The organism is Streptomyces sp. E11-3, from assembly GCF_046540415.1.
In the GTDB taxonomy this organism is placed as follows: domain Bacteria; phylum Actinomycetota; class Actinomycetes; order Streptomycetales; family Streptomycetaceae; genus Streptomyces.
The window spans coordinates 447,989-467,602 of record NZ_JAZGRL010000002.1 but is presented as its reverse complement, the minus strand read 5'-3'; the positions used below and the strand labels follow the sequence as shown (position 1 = coordinate 467,602).

Below are 19,614 nucleotides of genomic sequence, written 5' to 3'. Positions count from 1 at the left end.
TTGACGTGGGGGTCGGTCAAATCTACGTTGTCCCGGCAAGCGCTTCCCTAAAACGATTCAATTGCGCGAGTGGAGGGGCCGACTGTGCCTACGCAAAGGGACCTTGACCGACGTGGCCTGCTCAAGCTCGCGGGCGGCTCACTGGCCGCCCTCGGTCTGACGGCGGCAGGTTGTGGTGGCGGCGGAAGCGGTTCCGGGGACGGGACCGTGACGATCCGGTACGCGTGGTGGGGGGCCGACGACCGGGCGAAGAAGATCAACGAGACGATCGCCCTCTTCGAGAAGAAGCACCCGAAGATCAAGGTCAAGACGGACTTCCAGCCATACCAGGACTTCTGGAAGAAGTTCAACACCCAGGCGTCCGGCGGCAATCCACCCGATGTCTTCCAGAACGCGATCGGGTTCCTGCGCAAGTACGACGAGCGCAACGTCCTGCTCGACCTGAACGAGCAGGTCAAGGCGGGCAACCTGGACATGGGGAACTTCCGTGCCGGCCTGGAGAAGTTCGGGGAGGTCGACGGCAAACTGCTCGGGGTCCCGGTCGGCAGCAACTCGATGGCCCTGGTCATCGACGAGGCCGTGTACAAGAAGGCGGGCGTCACCCCCGAGATGGGCTGGACCTGGGACGACTACTACGCGGCGCTGGAGAAGATCCGCGACAGCCAGGGCCAGGCCGGTGACTCCAGCCCCGCTGGGATCATGTACCTCTACGACCTGTATCTGCGGCAGAACGGCAAGGCCTTCTTCACCGCGGACGGACTCGGCTTCACCGAGGCCGATCTCAAGGACTGGTGGACCAAGGGGCTCGACGGCGTCAAGTCGGGGATCTACGCGGACCCGAAGAAGGTGCAGCAGATCAAGCCCAAGTCCGCGGTGGCCGGCGGACTCGCGGCCGGCGAGTTCACCTGGGACAACTTCACCCACCGCTACAGCGCCGAGGGCAAGAGCAGCTACGGCCTCGCACCGATCCCCACCACCGACGGCAAGAAGACCGGCCAGTACCTCGGCTCGCTGATGCTCAGCGCGTCCAAGCGCACCAAACACCCCAAGGAAGTCGCCCAGTTCATCAGCTTCATGGTCCACGACCCCGAGGTCGGCAAGATCATGGGCTATGACCGCGGCGTGCTCGCGACCACCGAGCAGTTCGAGGCGTTCAAGCCCGACGACCCGGTCAACCAGCAGATCGCCGCGTACGAGCAGCAGATCGCCGACGCCGGGGTGCTGGAGCCCATCACCCCGCACCCGTCCGGCGCGGACGTCGCCGAGGCGGCCTTCCTGCGGCTGGCCGAGGAGTTGTCGCTCGGCAAGACGCCGCCGGCCGACGCGGCGAAGCAGTTCTTCTCCGAGGCGAAGACGGCCCTCGGCTCCTGAGGGGATCGACAGTGACACACACGTACACCCCCGCGGTGGAGGCCCCGACCGGGGACCCCGGGCCGCGGGACCGTCCGGGCGACGCCAGACGCCCCGCCGCCGCCCGGCGGCGGGGCCGCCGCGAGAACCTGGCCGGACTGCTCTTCATGTCCCCCTGGCTCGCCGGATTCCTGCTGCTCACCGCGGGCCCGATGATCGCCTCGCTGTACTTCGCCTTCACCGACTACAACCTCTTCGACGCCCCGCGGTGGATCGGTCTGGACAACTTCACCGAGATGTTCGGCGACCCCCGGTGGCGCAAGTCGGTCGAGGTGACCGCCTGGTACGTGGTCATCGGCACGCCGCTCAAGCTCGCCGCCGCACTCGGGGTCGCCCTGCTGCTCGCCCAGAGCCGCCGCGGCCAGGCCTTCTACCGCGCGGCGTTCTACGCGCCGTCGCTCATCGGCGCGAGCGTCTCGGTGGCCATCGTGTGGCGGGCGCTGTTCTCGGACGAGGCGATCGTCGACCGTACGCAGAAGCTGTTCGGCGCCGACGTCGGCGGCTGGATCGGCGACCCGGAGTGGATTCTCTACGCCCTGGTGGCGCTCACCGTCTGGCAGTTCGGCGCTCCTATGGTGATCTTCCTCGCCGGGCTCAAGCAGGTGCCGCGCGAGTTGTACGAGGCCGCGGAGGTGGACGGGGCGGGAGCGCTGCGGAGGTTCTGGAACATCACCCTGCCGATGATTTCCCCCGTGCTGTTCTTCAACGTCCTGCTGGAGACCATCCATTCGTTCCAGATCTTCGGCTCGGCGTACATCCTGGGCGGCGCGGGCAACTCCTGCGGTCCCGCCGACGCCACGCTCGTCTACACCTGCTACCTCTACATCCAGGGCTTCGAGAACAGCCGGATGGGCCTCGCCTCGGCGATGGCCTGGATGCTGCTGCTCGCGGTCGGCCTGGTGACGGCGGTGCTGTTCTGGTCCCAGCGGCGCTGGGTGCACTACGAGGAGGCCGCCCGATGAGCATCCGTACGCGGACCCGGCGCGCGGGCTCCGGCTCGCTCGCCTGGCACCTGGGGGCGCTGGCGATCCTCGCGGTCGTGCTCTACCCCGTCGTGTGGGTGATCGGCGGTTCCTTCAAGCCGAACGACGAGATCGTCGGCAGTCTGGAGCTGTTCCCCAGCAATCCGGTCACGGACAACTACGCGGGTCTCGCCGACGGCATCGCGGACATCCCGATCTCCACCTTCTTCTACAACTCCACCTTCCTCGCGGTGGGTTCGGTGGTCGGCGTGCTGTTCTCCAGCTCGCTGGCGGCGTACGCCTTCGCCAAGATCAGGTTCACCGGCCGCAACCTGCTCTTCGCCCTGATGATCGGCACCCTGCTGCTGCCGTACCACGTCCTGCTGATCCCGCAGTATGTGCTGTTCCAGAAGCTGGACCTGATCAATACGTACACGCCGCTGCTGCTGGGCAAGTACCTGGCCACGGACGCCTTCTTCGTCTTCCTGATGATGCAGTTCATGCGGAACCTGCCGAAGGAGCTGGACGAGGCGGCGCGGCTCGACGGCTGCGGGCATCTGCGGATCTACTGGTCGATCGTGCTGCCGTTGTGCCGACCGGCCCTGATCACCAGCGCGATCTTCACGTTCATCCATGCCTGGAACGACTTCATGGGGCCGCTGATCTATCTCAACGAGCCTGAGAAGTACACGGTTTCGCTGGGTCTGAAGATGTTCGTGGACCAGGACGCGGTGGCCAACTACGGCGGGATGATCGCGATGTCCCTGGTGGCGCTGCTGCCCGTGCTCCTCTTCTTCCTGGCCTTCCAGCGGTACTTGATCGACGGCATGGCGACGTCCGGACTGAAGGGCTGAGGGATGAGGCTGTTGGCCGCGGGGCGGGCCAAGTCCGGTGCCACAGGCCGTGAATCGGCCTTCATGGAGCGCTTCGGCACCTTCGCCGAGTGCCTGCTCACCGGCGTGTGGATCGCGGTGGCGGCGCTGCCGCTGGTGACCGCGCCCGCGGCCTTCGCGGCCGGAGCCCGGCACCTGCGGCGGCATCTCGGGCACCTCGACGATCTCGGCCAGCCAGGCCATCCAGGCCATCTCGGCCAGGAGTCCACTGGGTGGCGGCAGTTCACCGCGGATCTGCGGGCCGCCCTGCGTACCGGCTGGGCCGTCGGGCTCGCCGCGTGGGCGGCGCTCGGGCTGCTCTGGCTCGACCTGGCGGCCGTACGGGCAGGGCTGCCCGGCGGCGCGTTCGTCGGCGCCGTCGGCATCGGTGCCCTGCTCGGGCTGGTGGTGGCGGTGCTGCGAGCCGCCGCCCGGTGGATGCCCGGCGACTCCTGGCGGGCCCTGCTTGCCGTGGCGGCCCGGCACACCGTGCTCGATCCCGCGGGGTCCTTCCTGCTCATCGGGGGGATCGCCGTGGTGGCCGCCTCGGCCTGGTTCTCGCTCCCGCTGGCGGCGCCTGTGCTGGGGGCGCTCGCCGCTGCGGCCGTGGCGGTCGAGGAGCGGCGCCGGTCCCACTGACGCGCGCCGCCGTCGTCCCTCACGGGACGGCGGCGGCCGCAGCGTCATCTGTCATGCACCTGACCTAAAGTTGAGAGGACCCACTGTGTCTCCGATCCCTCGTAGAACCCTGCTCAAGGCGGCCACCGCCGCGAGCGCCGCCGTCCCGTTCGCCGGGCTCATCGGCAGCCAGGACCAGGCGGCCGCCGCGGCCCCCGAAGCAGGCGGTCAGGCCGCCGCGAAGGCCGCGGCTCCCGGCCCCGTCGAGATCAGCTGGCTGGAGGACGGCGGGCTCGGCGCTGCCCCCGGCAGTACCTTCGGCGTCCCCTGGCCCAAGGGCCGATACGAGAAGGACCAGGCCTTCGCCCTCGCGACCGCCGACGGCACAGCGGTGCCCGTACAGACCTGGGCCACCGGCTTCTGGCCCGACGGCTCCCTGAAGTGGACCGCGCACGCGGTCGGTCCCGGGGCGGCGGGCAAGGCCGAGAAGTTCATGCTCACCGCGGGCACCGCCGCCGCGCCCGCGAAGAAGGTGACCGTCGCCACCAGCGGCTCCACCGTCACCGTGTCCACCGGCGTCATCACCGCGAAAATCGGTACCAGGGGCTCCGCCCTCGTCCGGTCCGTCACCCGCGGCGGCACCGAGATCGCCAGAAACGGCCGCCTCGTGCTCCTGCGTCAGGGCGAACTCCACGACGCCCAGGAAGCGAAGGAGAAGTACGAGCACTTCGAGAGCGCCATCGACAAGGTCGAGGTGGAACAGCGCGGCCCGGTCCGCGCCGTCGTCCGTATTGACGGCAAGCACCGCCGCGGGCGTCGCTCCTGGCTGCCCTTCAGTATCCGGCTCTACTTCTACGCGGGCGCCGAGTCCTTCCGCATGGTGCACACCATCACCTTCGACGGCACCCAGGAGCCGGGAAAGGCGAAGGGCGACTTCGTCCGCGGCCTCGGCGTCCGCTTCACCGTCCCGATGCGCGACGAGTCGTACGACCGCCACATCAGGATCGGTGGCGAGGGCGACGGGATGCTCGTCGAGGCGGTCAAGGGCATCACCGGGCTGCGCCGCGATCCGGGCAAGGCAGTCCGCGCCGCCCAGTTCAAGGGTGACAAGCTGCCCGACCCCAGCAGCTGGGACCAACGGGTCACCTCCCGGCTGCAGTACATCCCCGAGTGGGGCGACTACACGCTCGCGCAGCTCTCCGCCGACGGGTTCGGTCTGCGCAAACGCACCAAGAAGGGGCACGGCTGGATTCCGGCCGGCGGCGGACGGCGCGCCTCCGGGTTCGGCTATGTGGGCGGCGTCTCCGGTGGCTTCTCCTTCGGACTGCGTGACTTCTGGCGGAAGTTCCCCGCCCAGCTCGACATCCGCGACGCCCAGACGGACGCGGCCGAGGTCACCCTGTGGCTGTGGTCGCCGGAGGCGGAGCCGATGGACCTGCGCTTCTACCATGACGGCATGGGCCAGGAGACCCATCCCGAGCAGCTTGAGGGTCTCAACATCACGTACGAGGACTACGAGCCCGGCTTCGGCACCCCGTACGGCATCGCACGCACCAGCGAGTTGATGTTCTGGGCCAACGACGCCACCCCGGCGGCGGCGGAGCTCGCCCGGCAGGCCGCGGCGGCGCAGACCCCGCCGCAGCTGGCCGCCCCGCCCGAACACCTCGCCGGGGCCGATGTGTTCGGCGGCCTGTTCGCGCCCGTCGACCGCTCCACCCTGGCCAAGAAGAAGATCGAGGATCACCTCGACTTCCTCTTCACGTACTACAAGGACCAGGTGGACCAACGCCGTTGGTACGGCTTCTGGGACTACGGCGACATCATGCACACCTACGACACCGACCGGCACCAGTGGCGCTACGACGTGGGCGGCTACGCCTGGGACAACTCCGAGCTCTCGCCGGACCTGTGGCTCTGGTACGCCTATCTCCGCTCGGGCCGCGCCGACATCTTCCGCTTCGCCGAGGCCATGACCCGGCACACCGGCGAGGTCGACGTCTACCACCTCGGCAAGTGGGCCGGGCTCGGCACCCGGCACGGCGTACAGCACTACGCCGACAGTGCCAAGCAGCAGCGCATCTCCACGGCCGTCTACCGCCGCCAGTACTACTTCCTCACGGCCGACGAACGGGTCGGGGACCTGATGCACGCCCTGGTCGACTCCGACGAGACGTTCCTCGCCCTCGACCCGATCCGCAAGATCAGGAAGGAGCCGTACGAGCCCGACCGCAACGCCCTGTCCATCGGCTTCGGCACCGACTGGAGCGGCCTGGCGTCGGCCTGGCTCACCGAGTGGGAGCGCCGCGGGCCCAAGGCCGCCAAGGCCAAGGACCGGCTGCTCGGCACGATGGAGACCATCGCCGCCCAGCCCAACGGCTTCGTCCAGGGCACCGCGCTCTACGACCTGGACACCGGCCGGTTCGCCGTCGCCGACGAACCCGCGGTCGGGGTCTCACACCTGTCCGCGATGTTCGGCCTGGTCGAGATCAACGCCGAGCTGATCGGCATGATCGAGATGCCGAAGTTCAAGGAGGCATGGCTGGACTACTGCCGCTACTACAGCGCCGGAAAGACCGCGCAGGCCGAGCGCTACGGGAAGAACTTCGGCACCCTGCTGCTCTTCCAGGGCCACTCCCGCCAGGACGCGTACGCGGCGGTCCAGCTCGGGGACGACAAGCTCGCCGCGCGGGCCTGGAGCAAGTTCTACGACGGCGACCCCTGGGACTACCGCGAGTCCGACCCGTGGAAGACCGAGAAGATCGACGGGCCGATCGCCCTCGTGCCGGGCAGCGAGGCGCCCTGGGTCGGCACCAACACCACGGCCCTGTACGGCCTGGCGGCCATTCAGAACCTCGCCCTGGTGGGCGACAAGATCCCCGACGAGATCCCCAACTGACCGACCTGGACCGTCCATCCTGGTATGAGGAGTCGCCCCATGAAACGCGCTGGTACCGCACTGCTGGCCGCGCTCACCGTCGCGGGCCTGACGGCCGCGGCCCCCGCTCATGCCGAACCGCCCGGCTACGGCACGCACCCCGCCCCGGCGCACTGCACCGGAACCGCCCCGGTGGTCTGCCACTTCGACGTCGCCCCCGGCACGTACCGTGTCTCGGTCCTGCTCGGCGGTGACACGGCGGGCCGTACGGACGTCACCGCGGAGGCCCGGAGATCGATGCTCGCCGAGACGGCCACGGCGGCCGGGGAGACCGTACGCCGCACCTTCACGGTGAACGTGCGCGATCCCGAGGGAGAGCCGACGGGCCCCGCCGGGAGCCCGGGCCTGGACCTGCGCTTCGGTGGCCAGGCCCCGCGGGTGGTGGACCTGAGGGTCACTCCGGCGCCCCGGACCCCGCAGATCCTGTTGGCCGGGGACTCGACCGTCTGCGACCAGCCGAGTGCCCCGTACACCGGCTGGGGGCAGCAGCTGCCGCGGTACTTCGGCGGTGGTACCTCGGTGGCCAACTACGCGGACTCGGGGGAGGGTTCGCAGTCCTTCCTGGACAACCCGGCGCTCTTTCCCGTCCTGCTGTCCCAGGTCAGGCCGCGTGACCTGGTGCTGATCCAGCTCGCGCACAACGACAAGCAGACACCGGCGGACGTCTACCGCGCCAACCTCTCCACGATGATCGAGCGCGTACGGGGCCGTGGCGGACGCCCTGTCCTCGTCACGCCGATCGTCAGGCGCTGGTTCAACTCCGACGGCACACTCGACAACGGCATCGCGCTCAACGTCAACGGCCTCGGCGTGGACCTCCCGGCCGAGATGCGCTCGCTCGCCGCCGCGAAAGGCGTCCCGCTGATCGACCTCACGGCACTGACCAAGCGGCGGGTCGAGGAGCTCGGGCCCGAGGACTCCAAGGCGCTCTTCCTCTACAACGAGGCGCGCGACAACACCCATACGTCGGTGCGCGGAGCGACCGAGTTCGCCGCTCTGGTCCAGGGGGAGTTGCACGCGTTGGGCCTCGTGGGCAGGAGCGTCCGGTAGCCGGGTCGTGAGGGGGTGAGGGGGTGAGGGGTGCCGGGTGTTGGGCTTGGGACCCCTCAACTCCCCCTGGCCGAAGGGAGTATGGCCGGTGCATATGCCTAGTGAAGCGCTGACTCGGCAATTGCCCGCTCTGTCCTGGTTTTTGACGTCGAACTCTGTTGACAATCTTCTTCAGGCTGAGCGTTAATGGCCATGTGGCTTGTTTGATGTGTCGTTCATGCGCATAAACTGATCGAACTTGTTATGTATGAGCGGGGAGTGGCGCATCCAGAATTATCCTGGAGGTTTGCATGGCCCTTCTCGACTCGTTCAGCATCCCGGACTTTCACCTCCCGTTTGAGAGCACCAAACACCTCCAAGCGGAACAGGCCAATGCGGAGGCCACCTCCTGGGCGCTCGGCCAGGGCCTGATCAAGGACGCGGCGAACCAGTTCTCGGGCATCGGCTGCGGCCACCTGGCGGGGCGCGTGATGCACGGGGCGTCGTACCGCGAACTCCTCCTGCTCTCCCAGTGGATGGCCTGGTCCTTCGTGCTGGACGACCAGCACGACCATGTCATCAGGTCCGGCCGGCTCGACGTGTGGCGACCCGTAACCGACGCCATCAACGAGTACCTGACCGACGGGACGTCCTACCTGGCGCCTCGGCGCCACGCGAACGCGCTGGTGGACGGATTCACCGACCTGCACGCCTCCATCCTGTCCGGGATGCCGCCGGGGATACGCAAGCGCTACCGCGCTCACATACCCCCCATGCTGCGCTCCCTGGACCAGGAGGCCGTCAACCGCGGAGCCGCGCAGCGGCCGCCAACGGTCGACGAGTATGTGCTGATGCGCCGCCACAGCTCCCAACTCCTGCCTATGATGGACATGGTGGAGGCCTCGCTGGGCATCGAGGTGCCCGAAGAGGTCTACCAAAGCCCGACGTTCCAAGCTCTCCTGTGGAGTGCCGTGGACATCATCTCCTGGGGCAACGACATCTTCTCCCTGCGCAAGGAGTACGCGTGCGGGGACAACAACAACCTCGTCGTTCTGCTGGCCTGGTGGCAGGACTGGCCCTTGCCGCGTGCCGTGCGCGCCGTCGAGGAGCGGATCAGCTCCCGCCTCCAGGACTTCCAGGCCGCGGCGCGGACACTGCCGCACGTGATGACCGTGCTCGGCGTGACGGACCCGCCCACACGCGCCGGAGTGGCGCGGTGCGTGCGCAGCTACGAGGACTGGATCATCGGCGCCGACCTGTGGCAGCGGTACGAGTGCACCCGGTACAGCGACGAGCGATGGGTGACCGGGGGTGAAGGCGCCTACACCCGACCGGACCTGGTGTCCGCGGCATGACGGGCGGCCAGGCCGTGGTGCCCACACCCCAGGAGTCCGACGCCGTCGAACCCGCGGTGGCACCGGGGAGGTTGCCTGTCCTCGGGCACGCGGTCCAGCTGTGGCGCCGCCCGATCGCGTTCCTGGAGTCGCTGCGCACGGTCGGCGGTGTCGTACGGATCGATCTCGGCACCTGGCCGGTCTACGTGCTCACCAGCCCGGACCTCGTCGACGCCATACTGGTCGGTGAGGCACAGCAGTTCGGGCGCGGCAGGGTCTTCGACAAGCTGCGCCCGCTGTTCGGCAACGGCATCGTGACCACCGACGGCGAGTTCCACCGCAAACAGCGCCGACTGATGCAACCAGCGTTCCGTCGGGCCCAACTCACCGCCTACGCCGAGGTGATGGCCCAACAGGCGGACGAGATGGCCGCCTCGTGGACCGCGGGGCAAGAGCTCTCGATCGTCACGGAGATGCGCGGCTTCACGCTGTCGTCGGTGGCCAAGATGATCTTCTCGGGTGATCTGGGCCGCCCCGCCGTCGCGGAGGTGCAGCGCTCGCTGCCGGTCATCCTGGAAGGCATGCTCGTCCGAGCGGTCATCCCCAAGGCACTCGACCGGCTACCGATCCCGCTGAACCGCCGGTTCGACACGGCCGCCGCACGGCTGCGCCGCATCATCGACCAGGTGATCGTGGAATACCGCGCGGAGCAGGCGGACCGTCAGGACCTCCTGTCGCTCCTGCTGTCCAGCGTGGACGCCGAGACCGGCGAGACCATGAGCGACGAGCAGGTGCGCGACGAAGTGATCGCCATCATGTTCGCCGGCACCGAGACCTCGGCCACGGTGCTGACCTGGATCTTCCATGAACTCGGCCGCCACCCCGAGGCCCGCAAGCGCGTACAGGCCGAAGTCGACGACGTGATCGGCGACCGGCCCGTACGGCCCGACGACGTTCCCCGGCTCACGTACACACACCACGTCTTCCACGAGGCGCTACGGCTGCATTCGCCGCTGCTCTTCACTCGGCGCGCGCTGGCTCCGGTGAACCTCGGCGGCGTCGCCATCCCGGACGGGGCCGAATTGGCGTACAGCCTCTACGCACTCCACCGCGACCCCGCGCTGTTCCCCGAACCGCAGAAATTCCGGCCGGAGCGATGGGAGGGGAACCCGAGGCGTCGGCCGCACCTCAACAGCTTCATTCCCTTCGGGGCCGGTCAACACAAATGCATCGGGGACCATTTCGCGGCGGCGGAAATCGTGATAGCCGTGGCGAGCGTGATGTCCCGGTGGGATGTGGTCCATGCGCCGGGCGTGACCGTACGCGAAGTCCCCGCGGGCATCCCGCAACCAGACCACCTGCCCATGATTCCCCACCCGCGGCAGCGCTGAGTCGACCAAGGATACGGGCCTGACACGTACTGGAGGGCGGAGTTCCCCAATCAGGCCGCAAGCTGCAACTCCCTGCCCCCGTGGCCGTACACTCGGCCACACGCGCTGAAGGGGCGTTGGGATGACACAAGAACAGTCCGCGGAACAGCAACGATGGGCCACCCCACCGGTACTCGAACGGGAATCTGAACTACGCGCCATCCACGGCGCGTTGGACGACCTGTGCGGTACATCGGCCGATGGTGCGGGCACCCGGCACGGTGGCGTGCTCACCTTCGCGGCACCGGCCGGGCTCGGTAAGACCACCCTGATCAACGAGCTGCGCCGGGAGGCCGCCGACCGCGGCTGCACCGTGCTGTCCGCGCGGGGCGGCGAGCAGGAACGGCAGGTGCCGTTCCATGTGGTGCGTCAACTCGTCCAACCGTCCCTCGCCGCCATGGGTGAAAGCGAACGCCGTGACGTCCTGGGCCACTGGTACGGCATCGTGGCACCGGCGATCGGCCTCACCGGTCCGCTGGACAACTCGGCGCCCGACCCTCAGGGTGTGCGCGACGGTCTGGACTGGGTCGTCACCCATCTGTCGGTGCGCAGCGCCCCCGTGCTGCTGGTGCTCGACGACGCGCACTGGGCCGATGCGGAGTCGATGACCTGGCTGGCCGCCTTCGCGGCGCGCGCCGAAGAGCTGGCGATGCTGATCGTGGTCGCCCACCGGCCTGACGAACTCCTCGCCGACGTCGGCGCGTTGCAGGACCTGGCCGAGCGCCATGGGGCCCGCCCGCACCAGCTGTCGCCCCTCACCACCGGCGCGGTGGCACGCCTCGTACGGGACGTTCTGGGCGGCGAGGCCGACGACACGTTCTGCCGGGAGTGCTGGGCGATCACCGGGGGAAATCCCTTCGAGGTCGTCGAACTGGTCGAGAAGGGGCGCGAGCGTGGGCTGAAGCCGCTGGTGGAGAACATCCCGCAGCTCAGGGATCTCGCCTCCGCCGTCAAGGGCAGCGGCCTCGTGGAACGCCTGGAGCACCTGGGCACCTCCACCGTCCGGCTGGCCTGGGCCGCCGCGGTGCTGGGCAGCGGGAACTCCACGGCGGTGGTGGGCAGCGTCGCCGCGCTCGGCGAAGCACAGACCGCCGACGCCATCGCGCGCCTGCACGAAGCGCGCATCCTGACCTCCCTGCCCCATGTCAGACGCGAGGAGGTCGTGGAGTTCTTCCACCCGCTGGTCGCCACCGCCGTGTACCGGTCGATCAAACCCGCCACGCGCGTCGCCATGCACGGCGTGGCCGCGCAGGCCCTGATCGACGCGGGCCACGGAGCCACGGCCGCCGCCCGCCACATTCTGGAGATGCATCCGGAAGGCGACCCGTGGGTCGTGCAGCAGCTGCGCCAGGCCGCCCGCGAGAACTTCTCCTCCGGCGCGCCGGACGCGGCACTGCGCTGCCTGTCCCGCGCGCTGCGCGAACCGCCGGACCTGGAAGACCGAGCTCAGCTGCTGTTCGAACTCGGCTCGGCGGGGCTGCTCCACGAGCCCGCGACCGCGGTGAACCACCTGCGGGCCGCGTTGGAGGAGCCGAAGATCGACCAGCGTCTGCGCGAAGCCGTCATCTACCGGCTCGCCCAGGCGCTCGGACACGTCGGCCAGGTGCAGCAGGCCACCGAACTCCTCGCGGCGGAGGCCCGCCACACCACCAGTGCCCGTACCCGACTGCGCATGCAGGCCGAGCAGTTCAAGTGGGACTCGGTCCGTGTCGACGAGCAGGACTCCTCCGCCCGGTCCCGGCTGCTGACCCAGTTCGCCAAGCGCCTGACCGGCCGCGACCTGGCCGAGCGCCAGATTCTGGGACTGCGGGCCTTCGACGCCGTGCGGCGTGGCGAGCCCGCGGGCAAGGCGCTGCACTACGCCGAGCGGGCCCTGGAAGGCGGCATGAGCTGGACCGACCAGGACTTCGGTTTCGAGGTGCCGGCCGTGGTCGCGCTCACCTTCATGTACTGCGACCAGCCAGGCCGAGCCGAAGAGCTGTTCAACCAGGGCATAGCTGAATTCGAGGAGCGAGGCTGGCGCGGCGCGCACCTCTCGTTCGCCTACACCCTCCTCGGCTACATTCGCTACCGCCGCGGACGGCTCACCGACGCGGAGGACTTCGTCCGCAACGGACTGCAGATCGCCAACCGCGTCGGGCAGGGAATCCCGGCGCAGTGGTACGCGGTCGGCACCCTCGTCGAGACCCTGATCGCCCGAGGGCGCATCACCGAAGCCCAGAACATCGCGGACGCCTACGACTTCGGAAGGGACTTCCCGAAGGCCGTCGTCTACCCCGACCCGCAAGCCGTGTACGGGAAACTCCTCCTGGCCCGAGGCGACCGAGAGCAGGCCGAACAGCACCTGACAGCGGCCGGCCACCGCCTCGACCGCCGTGGCATGCGCAACCCCGCGTGGAGCCCCTGGCAGCTCGACCTCGCCATCGCCCAGTCGAAGCACGATCCCGACCAGGCCCGCGCCACCGCGGACGAGGCCGTGGCACGCGCCCGTGTCTTCGGCACCGCCAGCGTCCTGGGCCACGCGCTGCGCGCCGCCGCGGCCACCGACCCCGGGCGGGCGGTCGACCTGCTGCAACAAGCCGTCGACCACCTCGAACAGTCCCCGGCGGCCTATGAACTCGCCCAGGCCCTCATCGACCACGGCTCAGCCCTGTACACCGTGGGCAACCTGGAACAGGCCGCCCGCCAGTACTACCGCGGCATGGAAACCGCCACCGCCTGCGGCGCTGACACCCTGGCCACCCGGGCCCGTACCGAACTGGCCGCCGCCGGACTGCGCCCGCACCACCCGCAGATCCCGGGGCAGGACACCCTGACCGAGGGGGAGAGCGCGGCGGCCCGGCACGCCGCACGCGGCCTCGACAACGCGGCGATCGCCACCGCACTCCGGCTGGACGAGGACGCCGTGTCGCGCCTGCTGTCCGCGGTCTTCACCAAGCTGGGAACGGACCGCGCCGGTTTACACCGTGCACTCGGCGGCTGATGCGGGCGCCGCGCCCCCGCCGCGCGGGCGGGGGCGCGGTCATGGTCCGTTGGCCTTCCGGTGGCACGGCCTGACCGTCCCAGACTGTGCCAATGGTTCAGGCCGCAAAGGCCGAGTTGAGCCAGTGGGCCGCTAGATGCTTTCCTGAGTCCGTCGATGGCGCTGCGGGTTGGACCCGCGGCGCCTTTGCTATGTGACGAAGGGGTGGACCGCGGTCGTGCGGAAGATGTTCGTGGCTCCTGATCCGGGGCTGCTGCGCCTGCGGGTCTCGCTGCGCGCCGTGCTCGGTGTCGGACTCGCGGTGGCGGCCGCCGAGCTCGCCGGGCTCTCGCTGACCGCCTCGATCACGGGCGGGCTCGCCGCGCTGCTCGCGCTGTTCACCGTCGGCGACGCCACCGTACGCAAACAGGCGGTGACCACCGCGCTCCTGCCCGCCGCGGGATTCCCGGTGCTCGCCCTCGCGGCCACGCTGCACGGGATGCCGCTGCTGCGGGACGCCGCCTTCGTCGCCGTCGTCTTCTGCGGTGTGTACGCACGGCGCTGGGGGCCCCGCGGGCACGCGCTCGGCATCTTCGCCTTCATGCAGTTCTTCGTCGCACAGTTCCTACACGCCGTCCCCGGTCAGCTGCCCGAGCTGTACGCCGCTGTCGCGCTGGCGCTTCTCGCGTCGGCCACCGTGCGCTTCGGCGTCTGGTGCATCGAGCGGCGCACTCCGGCACCGATGCCGCCCGCGCCGCTCGCCGGAGCCGGTCTTGAGCGCCCCAGCACCCGGCAGGCCTTCCAGGCGACCGCGGCCTGCGCCTTCGCGGTCGTCATCGGGCAGTTCGTGTCCGGTGACCGCTGGTACTGGGCCGTCGGGACCGCCTGGTGGATCTTCGTCAACACCGCGTCCCGCGGCGAGACCCTGGTCCGCGGCTTCCGCCGGGTGCTGGGCACGGTCGTCGGGATCGCCGCGGGACTGCTGGTCGCCGTCCCGCTGCACGGGGCGCCGGGGCCCACGGCCGCGCTGGTCGCGGTCTGCGTCTTCGGCATCTTCTACACCGCGGCACCGTCGTACTCGTGGATGATGTTCTTCGTCACGATCATGGCGGGCCTGCTGTACGGACTCCTCGGCGTGCTGCACCCGGGACTGCTGGTGCTGCGCTTCGTCGAGACCGGCGTCGGCGCACTCGGGGCCGCTCTCGCCGTACTGCTGGTCCTGCCGATCACCACGCACGCCGCTACCGAGGCGTGGATTCAGCGCGCGCTGCGCCGGGTCCACCGCTGCACCGACGAGGCCGCCCGGCGTCTCGCGGGCGACGAGAGTGCCGACCCCGCGCCGCACGCCGCCGAACTCGAGGCACTGCTCGGCCGGGTACGGATGGCCCTCGCGCCGCTGGTCCACCCGCTCAGCCCACTGCGCGCCCGCAAGGCCCGCGCCCGCCAGATCCTCGTACTGCTCGACGACTGCGCCCGCGAGGTGCGCGGCCTGGCCGTGGTCGCCGCCGACCCGGACGCGTCGCACGACGTCCGCCTGACCGCGGCCTGCCGCCGCGTCGCCGTGGCGCTGGACACGCTGGTCGACAGCGAGGAGGCGCTCGTCGGCTCCTTCGGCCCGCACCCGGCGACCGCGCCGCGCCACCACCCCGGCGCCGAGGAGGCGCTCGCCCATCTGCACGGTCTGGAGCAGGCGCTCACCGGGCTCGCCACGCCTCTGCGGCGCGCTCCGGAGCCCGCGCTCGCCAGCACCTGAGACTTTGGTCTAGACCGCCTGCTACCGTCTGCCGAAAACCTGCCGACGGAGGGGTTCGGACATGGGCGGCGCCCGGGCATACATCGGTTCCTTCACCTCGGCGGGCGGCCGCGGCATCACCACGGCCGCCGTCGACCAGGACACCGGAGCACTCACCGTGCTGAGCAGCACGGACGTCCTCGCCGACCCCTCGTACCTCACGCTGTCGGACGCCTGTGACGTGCTCTACGCCGTCGGTGAGAGCGAGCGGGGCCAGGCCGCCGCCTTCGATGTGCTCGGCGAACGGCCGGTGCCGCTCGGCGCACCGGTCGCCGTGGGCGGCGCGAGCCCCACCCATCTGGCGCTGGCTGCGGGGCATCTGGTCACCGCGAACTACGGCTCGGGCAGCGTCTCCTGGCTGCCGGTGCGCGAGGGGGCCCGGCTCGGGGCGGGCGGCGTACTGCGGCACCAGGGNATCGGAATCAACTGCTCCAGCAGATGCTCCGCGTCGATCCCGCCTGGCCCCGTACGCACCGGCTCCTTCGACGAGACCGGGCCAACCCGCCGCAGGCCGTCCCCGCCGACCCCGAGCGCGACACGCAGCCCTGAGCCCCCCGAATCCACCCCCAGCACACAGGACGGCCTCACTGGACGCGACAAGCTCCCCTCCTGCTCGGTGATCGGCTCCCTCTCGGTGACCGGCCGCACGATCTGCTCGACCGGCTCGATGACCTCGACGAGGAGGAAGAGTAGCGCCGCGGTGCGGTCCCGTGGGCGGGGCTTGGGTGTTTGTGCGGGGTCTCGGTGTGGACCAGTAGAGTGACGTGTTGTGGCACCACGACCTCTGCGTGAACTTGTTGAAGCCGGCTGGGCGAAGGCTTTGGAGCCTGTGGCCGAACGCGTTGCGGCCATGGGGGACTTCCTCCGGGCCGAGGTGGCGGCGGGCCGGACGTATCTTCCGGCTGGGGCGAACGTGCTGCGGGCGTTCCAGCAGCCCTTTGACGACGTCCGGGTGCTGATCGTCGGTCAGGACCCCTATCCCACGCCGGGGATGGCCATCGGGTTGAGTTTCGCGGTCTCGCCCGAGGTGCGGTCGCTGCCGGGCAGCCTGGAGAACATCTTCCGGGAACTGCACGCCGACCTGGGGCTGCCCAGGCCGTCCAACGGCGACCTGACGCCCTGGACCGAGCAAGGCGTGCTGCTGCTCAACAGGGCGCTGACGACGGCGCCCCGCAAGCCGGCGGCGCACCGGGGCAAGGGTTGGGAAGAGGTCACCGACCAGGCCATCCGGGCGCTGGTGGCGCGCGGGACCCCGCTGGTGTCGGTGCTGTGGGGGCGCGACGCCCGCAATCTGCGACCGCTGCTCGGGGATCTCCCGGCGATCGAGTCCGCGCATCCCTCGCCGATGTCAGCAGACCGTGGCTTCTTCGGCTCGCGCCCGTTCAGCCGGGCCAACGAGCTGCTCGCGCGACAGGGCGCGCAGCCGGTCGACTGGCGCCTGCCGTAGGCGACGGCCGGGCAGACTGAGGCCCCGGGCAAGGCGGCCGCGCCCGGGCGCGACCCACCCCGCCTGGCCAGGAGGAACGGCCGGTGGACCGGGTTGTCCCCAGCCGTGAGTGACCCCGGTCAGTCGATCACCGCCGCCCGTACGCACAGAACATCCGGCAGATGCGAGGCGAGCTGCTGCCAGCTGTCGCCGTCGTCCGCGCTGGCGTACAGCTCGCCGTTGCGGTTGCCGAAGTAGATGCCGGCCGGGTCCGCGTCGTCGGTGCGCAGGGCGTCGCGCAGCACCGTGCCGTAGTGGTCGCCATCGGGCAGTCCCGCGGAGAGCGGCTCCCAGCTCTTGCCCGCGTCCGCTGTGCGGTAGACGCGGCAGCGCCGACCGGCGGGCACCCGGTCCGCGTCCGCGTTGATGGGGAAGACATAGGCGGTGTCGGCGCGGTGGGGGTGGGCGGCCACGGCGAAGCCGAAGTCGGAAGGCAGGCCCTGGCCGATGTCGGTCCAGTTCTCGCCCGCGTCGTCGCTGCGGAAGACACCCCAGTGGTTCTGCAGATAGAGGCGGTCCGGGTCGACCGCGTCCCGCGCGACCTTGTGGACGCACTGGCCGAACTCGGGGTTCGGGTCGGGCAGGAACACCGCTGAGACACCGGAGTTGGAAGGCGTCCAGCTCGCACCGCCGTCCAGGGTGCGGAACACCCCGGCCGTGGAGACGGCCACCGTCACCGCGGCCGGGTCGCGCGCGTCGGTCAGGATGGTGTGCAGGGCCTCCCCGCCGCCGCCCGGCTCCCAGCGCGAACGGGTCGGGTGCTCCCACAGAGGACGCACCAACTCGAAGCTCTCGCCCCGGTCGTCGGAGCGGTACAGCGCGGCGGGCTCGGTGCCCGCGTACACTACGTCGGGTTCGGCGGCCGACGGGTGCAGCTGCCATACCCGCTCCAGCGAAGCGCCGGTATCCTGGGGGAACTTGACCGCGGCCTTGGTCGGCTCGATCCAGGTCGCCCCCAGGTCGTCGGAGTGGAACACGGACGGGCCCCAGTGCGCGCTGTCCCCGCCGACCAGCAGCCGCGGCGCCGAATTCCGGGTGTCGATCGCGATCGAGTAGACGGCCTGCGCGTTGAAGTGCGGTCCTTCGAGCTCCCAGGTCCCGCCGCGTCGCCGCCCGATGAAGAGTCCCTTGCGGGTGCCTACGGTCAGTAGTACGTCGGCCATGCCGACCACCTCCGAGATGTCAGTCGACCTCGCTGTCCACGACACGACTCAGTCTGCACCCGACCACTGACAAACGCCGTGAAAGCCACCCGGACCTGCGGTTTTCTGCCTAACCTCGGACCTGCTCGGCCAGCCGCGCGATACCCTCGGGCCCCACCCGGCAGCACCCGCCGACCAGCCGCGCCCCGCCTCGCACCCAGCCCGCGACCCGTTCGGCCGCGAACGTCGAACGGCCGCGCCAGGCACGGGCCGCGGCGTCCCACGCCTCGCCGCTGTTGGGGTACACCACCACCGGCTTGCCGGTGATCCGCGCGGCGAGCGCCACCGCCGCGTCCGCCTCGTCGGGCGCACAGCAGTTCACCCCGACCGCGAATACCTCCTCGCTCTCCGCGGCCAGTGCGAACGCCTCGTCCAGCGGCTGCCCGGCCCGTGTCTGGCCCCCGGCGACGCTGTACGACAGCCACGCCGGTACCCCCAGCCCGCGTACCGCCCGCAGCAGTGCACGGGCCTCGTCGGTGTCCGGCACCGTCTCCAGGGCCAGCGCGTCAGGACCGGCCGCGGCGAGCGCCTCAAGCCGCGGCCGGTGGAACCGCTCCAGCGCGTCCACGCTCAGCCCGTACCGCCCGCGGTACTCCGAACCGTCCGCGAGCATCGCCCCGTACGGACCGGCCGACGCCGCCACCCACAGCGGCCGCCGCACACCCCCGGCCCGTGCGAGCCGGGCCGCCTCGCGCCCCAGCCGCACACTCAGACCGAGCAGTTCGGTGGTGCGCCCGGCGTCGATGCCGCGCCGGGCGAAGCCCTCGTACGTCGCCTGGTAGCTCGCCGTGATGGCGACGCTCGCGCCCGCCTCGAAGTACCCGAGGTGGGCTGCCGTGATCGCGTCGGGCCGGTCGGTGAGCAGCCGCGCCGACCACAGGGCGTCACCGAGGTCGTGCCCGGCGGACTCAAGCTGGTTGGACATTCCGCCGTCGAGTACCACCGGGCCCGCCGCGACGGCCTCGGTCAGCGTCGGCTCAGCGGTCGGGTTCATCGGCTCCGTGGTTCGTGCCATAGGTTGACGCTAGCCCCCGTGTCATAGATTGACGCCAGCCCCCGTGCCATTGGTTGACGCCAGCCCCCGTGGCCGCCGCCGTACGCTGTGACCATGGCATCCGTACTGATCCTCAACGGCCCCAACCTCAACCTGCTGGGCACCCGCGAACCGGGCATCTACGGGGCCCAGACCCTCAAGGACGTCGAGGCGCTCTGCCACGAGACAGCCGAGGGACTGGGGCTGACCGCCGACTGCCGGCAGTCCAACCACGAGGGGCAGTTGCTCGACTGGATTCACGAGGCGGGCGCCGAGCAGGCCGCGGGGAACCTGATCGGGGCGGTCCTGAACGCCGGGGCGTACACCCACACCTCCATCGCCCTGCACGACGCGATCAAGGGCTCGGGCCTGCGTGTCATCGAGGTGCACATCTCCAACGTCCACGCGCGCGAACCGTTCCGGCACCACTCCTACCTGTCCCCGGCCGCGGCCGGGATCGTCGTCGGCTTCGGTACGGAGGGCTACCCGCTCGCCATCCAGGGGTTGCACAGGATCGCGGCCGCGGAGAGCTGACCCGATCGGGGGAAC

The 19,614-nt window shown here is 70.2% G+C and carries 14 protein-coding genes and 1 pseudogene; 13 read left to right on the top strand and 2 right to left on the bottom strand.

Annotation, left to right across the window (positions count from 1 at the left end; genetic code table 11):
• Nucleotides 1-84: 84 nt before the first annotated feature.
• The 12 genes and pseudogenes from U9R90_RS20890 (at nt 85) to U9R90_RS20835 (ending at nt 16,791) form a co-directional block, all read left to right on the top strand.
• A complete protein-coding gene (locus U9R90_RS20890; protein WP_411058172.1) occupies nt 85-1,371 on the top strand; it encodes an ABC transporter substrate-binding protein in 1,287 nt (428 codons plus the stop codon).
• A gap of 11 nt (nt 1,372-1,382) precedes the next feature.
• Entirely contained in the window at nt 1,383-2,372 is a 990-nt protein-coding gene (locus U9R90_RS20885) for a carbohydrate ABC transporter permease (RefSeq protein ID WP_411058171.1), read from the top strand.
• Entirely contained in the window at nt 2,369-3,226 is an 858-nt protein-coding gene (locus U9R90_RS20880) for a carbohydrate ABC transporter permease (protein WP_411058170.1), read from the top strand. Before U9R90_RS20885 ends, U9R90_RS20880 begins: the two co-directional genes overlap by 4 nt.
• 3 nt (nt 3,227-3,229) lie before the next feature.
• Entirely contained in the window at nt 3,230-3,883 is a 654-nt protein-coding gene (locus tag U9R90_RS20875) for a hypothetical protein (RefSeq protein ID WP_411058169.1), read from the top strand.
• 85 nt (nt 3,884-3,968) lie between these two features.
• Nucleotides 3,969-6,758: a Tat pathway signal sequence domain protein gene (locus tag U9R90_RS20870; protein ID WP_411058168.1), complete on the top strand. Its 2,790-nt coding sequence runs from the start codon at nt 3,969-3,971 to the stop codon at nt 6,756-6,758.
• Nucleotides 6,759-6,797: 39 nt separating this feature from the next.
• Complete coding sequence (locus U9R90_RS20865; RefSeq protein ID WP_411058167.1) at nt 6,798-7,847, top strand: rhamnogalacturonan acetylesterase; 1,050 nt, start codon at nt 6,798-6,800, stop codon at nt 7,845-7,847.
• 290 nt (nt 7,848-8,137) lie between these two features.
• Nucleotides 8,138-9,181: a terpene synthase family protein gene (locus U9R90_RS20860; protein ID WP_411058166.1), complete on the top strand. Its 1,044-nt coding sequence runs from the start codon at nt 8,138-8,140 to the stop codon at nt 9,179-9,181.
• Nucleotides 9,178-10,551: a cytochrome P450 gene (locus U9R90_RS20855; RefSeq protein WP_411058165.1), complete on the top strand. Its 1,374-nt coding sequence runs from the start codon at nt 9,178-9,180 to the stop codon at nt 10,549-10,551. Before U9R90_RS20860 ends, U9R90_RS20855 begins: the two co-directional genes overlap by 4 nt.
• A 121-nt stretch (nt 10,552-10,672) precedes the next feature.
• A complete protein-coding gene (locus U9R90_RS20850) occupies nt 10,673-13,573 on the top strand; it encodes an ATP-binding protein (RefSeq protein ID WP_411058164.1) in 2,901 nt (966 codons plus the stop codon).
• A 226-nt stretch (nt 13,574-13,799) separates the two neighbouring features.
• On the top strand, nt 13,800-15,305 hold the full coding sequence (locus U9R90_RS20845; RefSeq protein WP_411059759.1) for an FUSC family protein: 1,506 nt from the start codon (nt 13,800-13,802) through the stop codon (nt 15,303-15,305).
• A gap of 61 nt (nt 15,306-15,366) precedes the next feature.
• Nucleotides 15,367-15,765, top strand: a pseudogene (locus U9R90_RS20840) (lactonase family protein); the annotation flags it as partial.
• 348 nt (nt 15,766-16,113) lie between these two features.
• On the top strand, nt 16,114-16,791 hold the full coding sequence (locus U9R90_RS20835; protein ID WP_411058163.1) for a uracil-DNA glycosylase: 678 nt from the start codon (nt 16,114-16,116) through the stop codon (nt 16,789-16,791).
• 119 nt (nt 16,792-16,910) lie between these two features.
• On the opposite strand, the gene U9R90_RS20830 is transcribed toward U9R90_RS20835, so the two are convergent.
• Together U9R90_RS20830 and mmuM are read right to left on the bottom strand one after the other, a co-directional pair.
• Nucleotides 16,911-17,993, bottom strand: coding sequence for a WD40/YVTN/BNR-like repeat-containing protein (locus tag U9R90_RS20830; RefSeq protein WP_411058162.1), 1,083 nt, complete (start codon nt 17,991-17,993; stop codon nt 16,911-16,913).
• A gap of 109 nt (nt 17,994-18,102) precedes the next feature.
• On the bottom strand, nt 18,103-19,047 hold the full coding sequence (gene mmuM / locus U9R90_RS20825; protein ID WP_411058161.1) for a homocysteine S-methyltransferase: 945 nt from the start codon (nt 19,045-19,047) through the stop codon (nt 18,103-18,105).
• Between the two features lie 93 nt (nt 19,048-19,140).
• Here mmuM and aroQ point away from each other — a divergent pair, with 93 nt between their 5' ends.
• Nucleotides 19,141-19,599 carry a type II 3-dehydroquinate dehydratase gene (gene aroQ / locus U9R90_RS20820; protein WP_411058160.1) on the top strand — a complete coding sequence of 153 codons (459 nt, stop codon included), beginning with the start codon at nt 19,141-19,143 and terminating at the stop codon, nt 19,597-19,599.
• The last annotated feature ends 15 nt before the right edge of the window (nt 19,600-19,614 follow it).

Excerpts from the sequence above, each read along its gene's own strand:
- U9R90_RS20880 (WP_411058170.1), top strand. The coding sequence starts at position 2,369 with ATGAGCATCCGTACGCGGACCCGGCGCGCGGGCTCCGGCTCGCTCGCC.
- U9R90_RS20875 (WP_411058169.1), top strand. The coding sequence starts at position 3,230 with ATGAGGCTGTTGGCCGCGGGGCGGGCCAAGTCCGGTGCCACAGGCCGT.
- U9R90_RS20865 (WP_411058167.1), top strand. The coding sequence starts at position 6,798 with ATGAAACGCGCTGGTACCGCACTGCTGGCCGCGCTCACCGTCGCGGGC.
- U9R90_RS20860 (WP_411058166.1), top strand. The coding sequence starts at position 8,138 with ATGGCCCTTCTCGACTCGTTCAGCATCCCGGACTTTCACCTCCCGTTT.
- U9R90_RS20855 (WP_411058165.1), top strand. The coding sequence starts at position 9,178 with ATGACGGGCGGCCAGGCCGTGGTGCCCACACCCCAGGAGTCCGACGCC.
- U9R90_RS20850 (WP_411058164.1), top strand. The coding sequence starts at position 10,673 with ATGACACAAGAACAGTCCGCGGAACAGCAACGATGGGCCACCCCACCG.
- U9R90_RS20845 (WP_411059759.1), top strand. The coding sequence starts at position 13,800 with ATGTTCGTGGCTCCTGATCCGGGGCTGCTGCGCCTGCGGGTCTCGCTG.
- U9R90_RS20830 (WP_411058162.1), bottom strand. The coding sequence starts at position 17,993 with ATGGCCGACGTACTACTGACCGTAGGCACCCGCAAGGGACTCTTCATC.
- mmuM (WP_411058161.1), bottom strand. The coding sequence starts at position 19,047 with ATGGCACGAACCACGGAGCCGATGAACCCGACCGCTGAGCCGACGCTG.
- aroQ (WP_411058160.1), top strand. The coding sequence starts at position 19,141 with ATGGCATCCGTACTGATCCTCAACGGCCCCAACCTCAACCTGCTGGGC.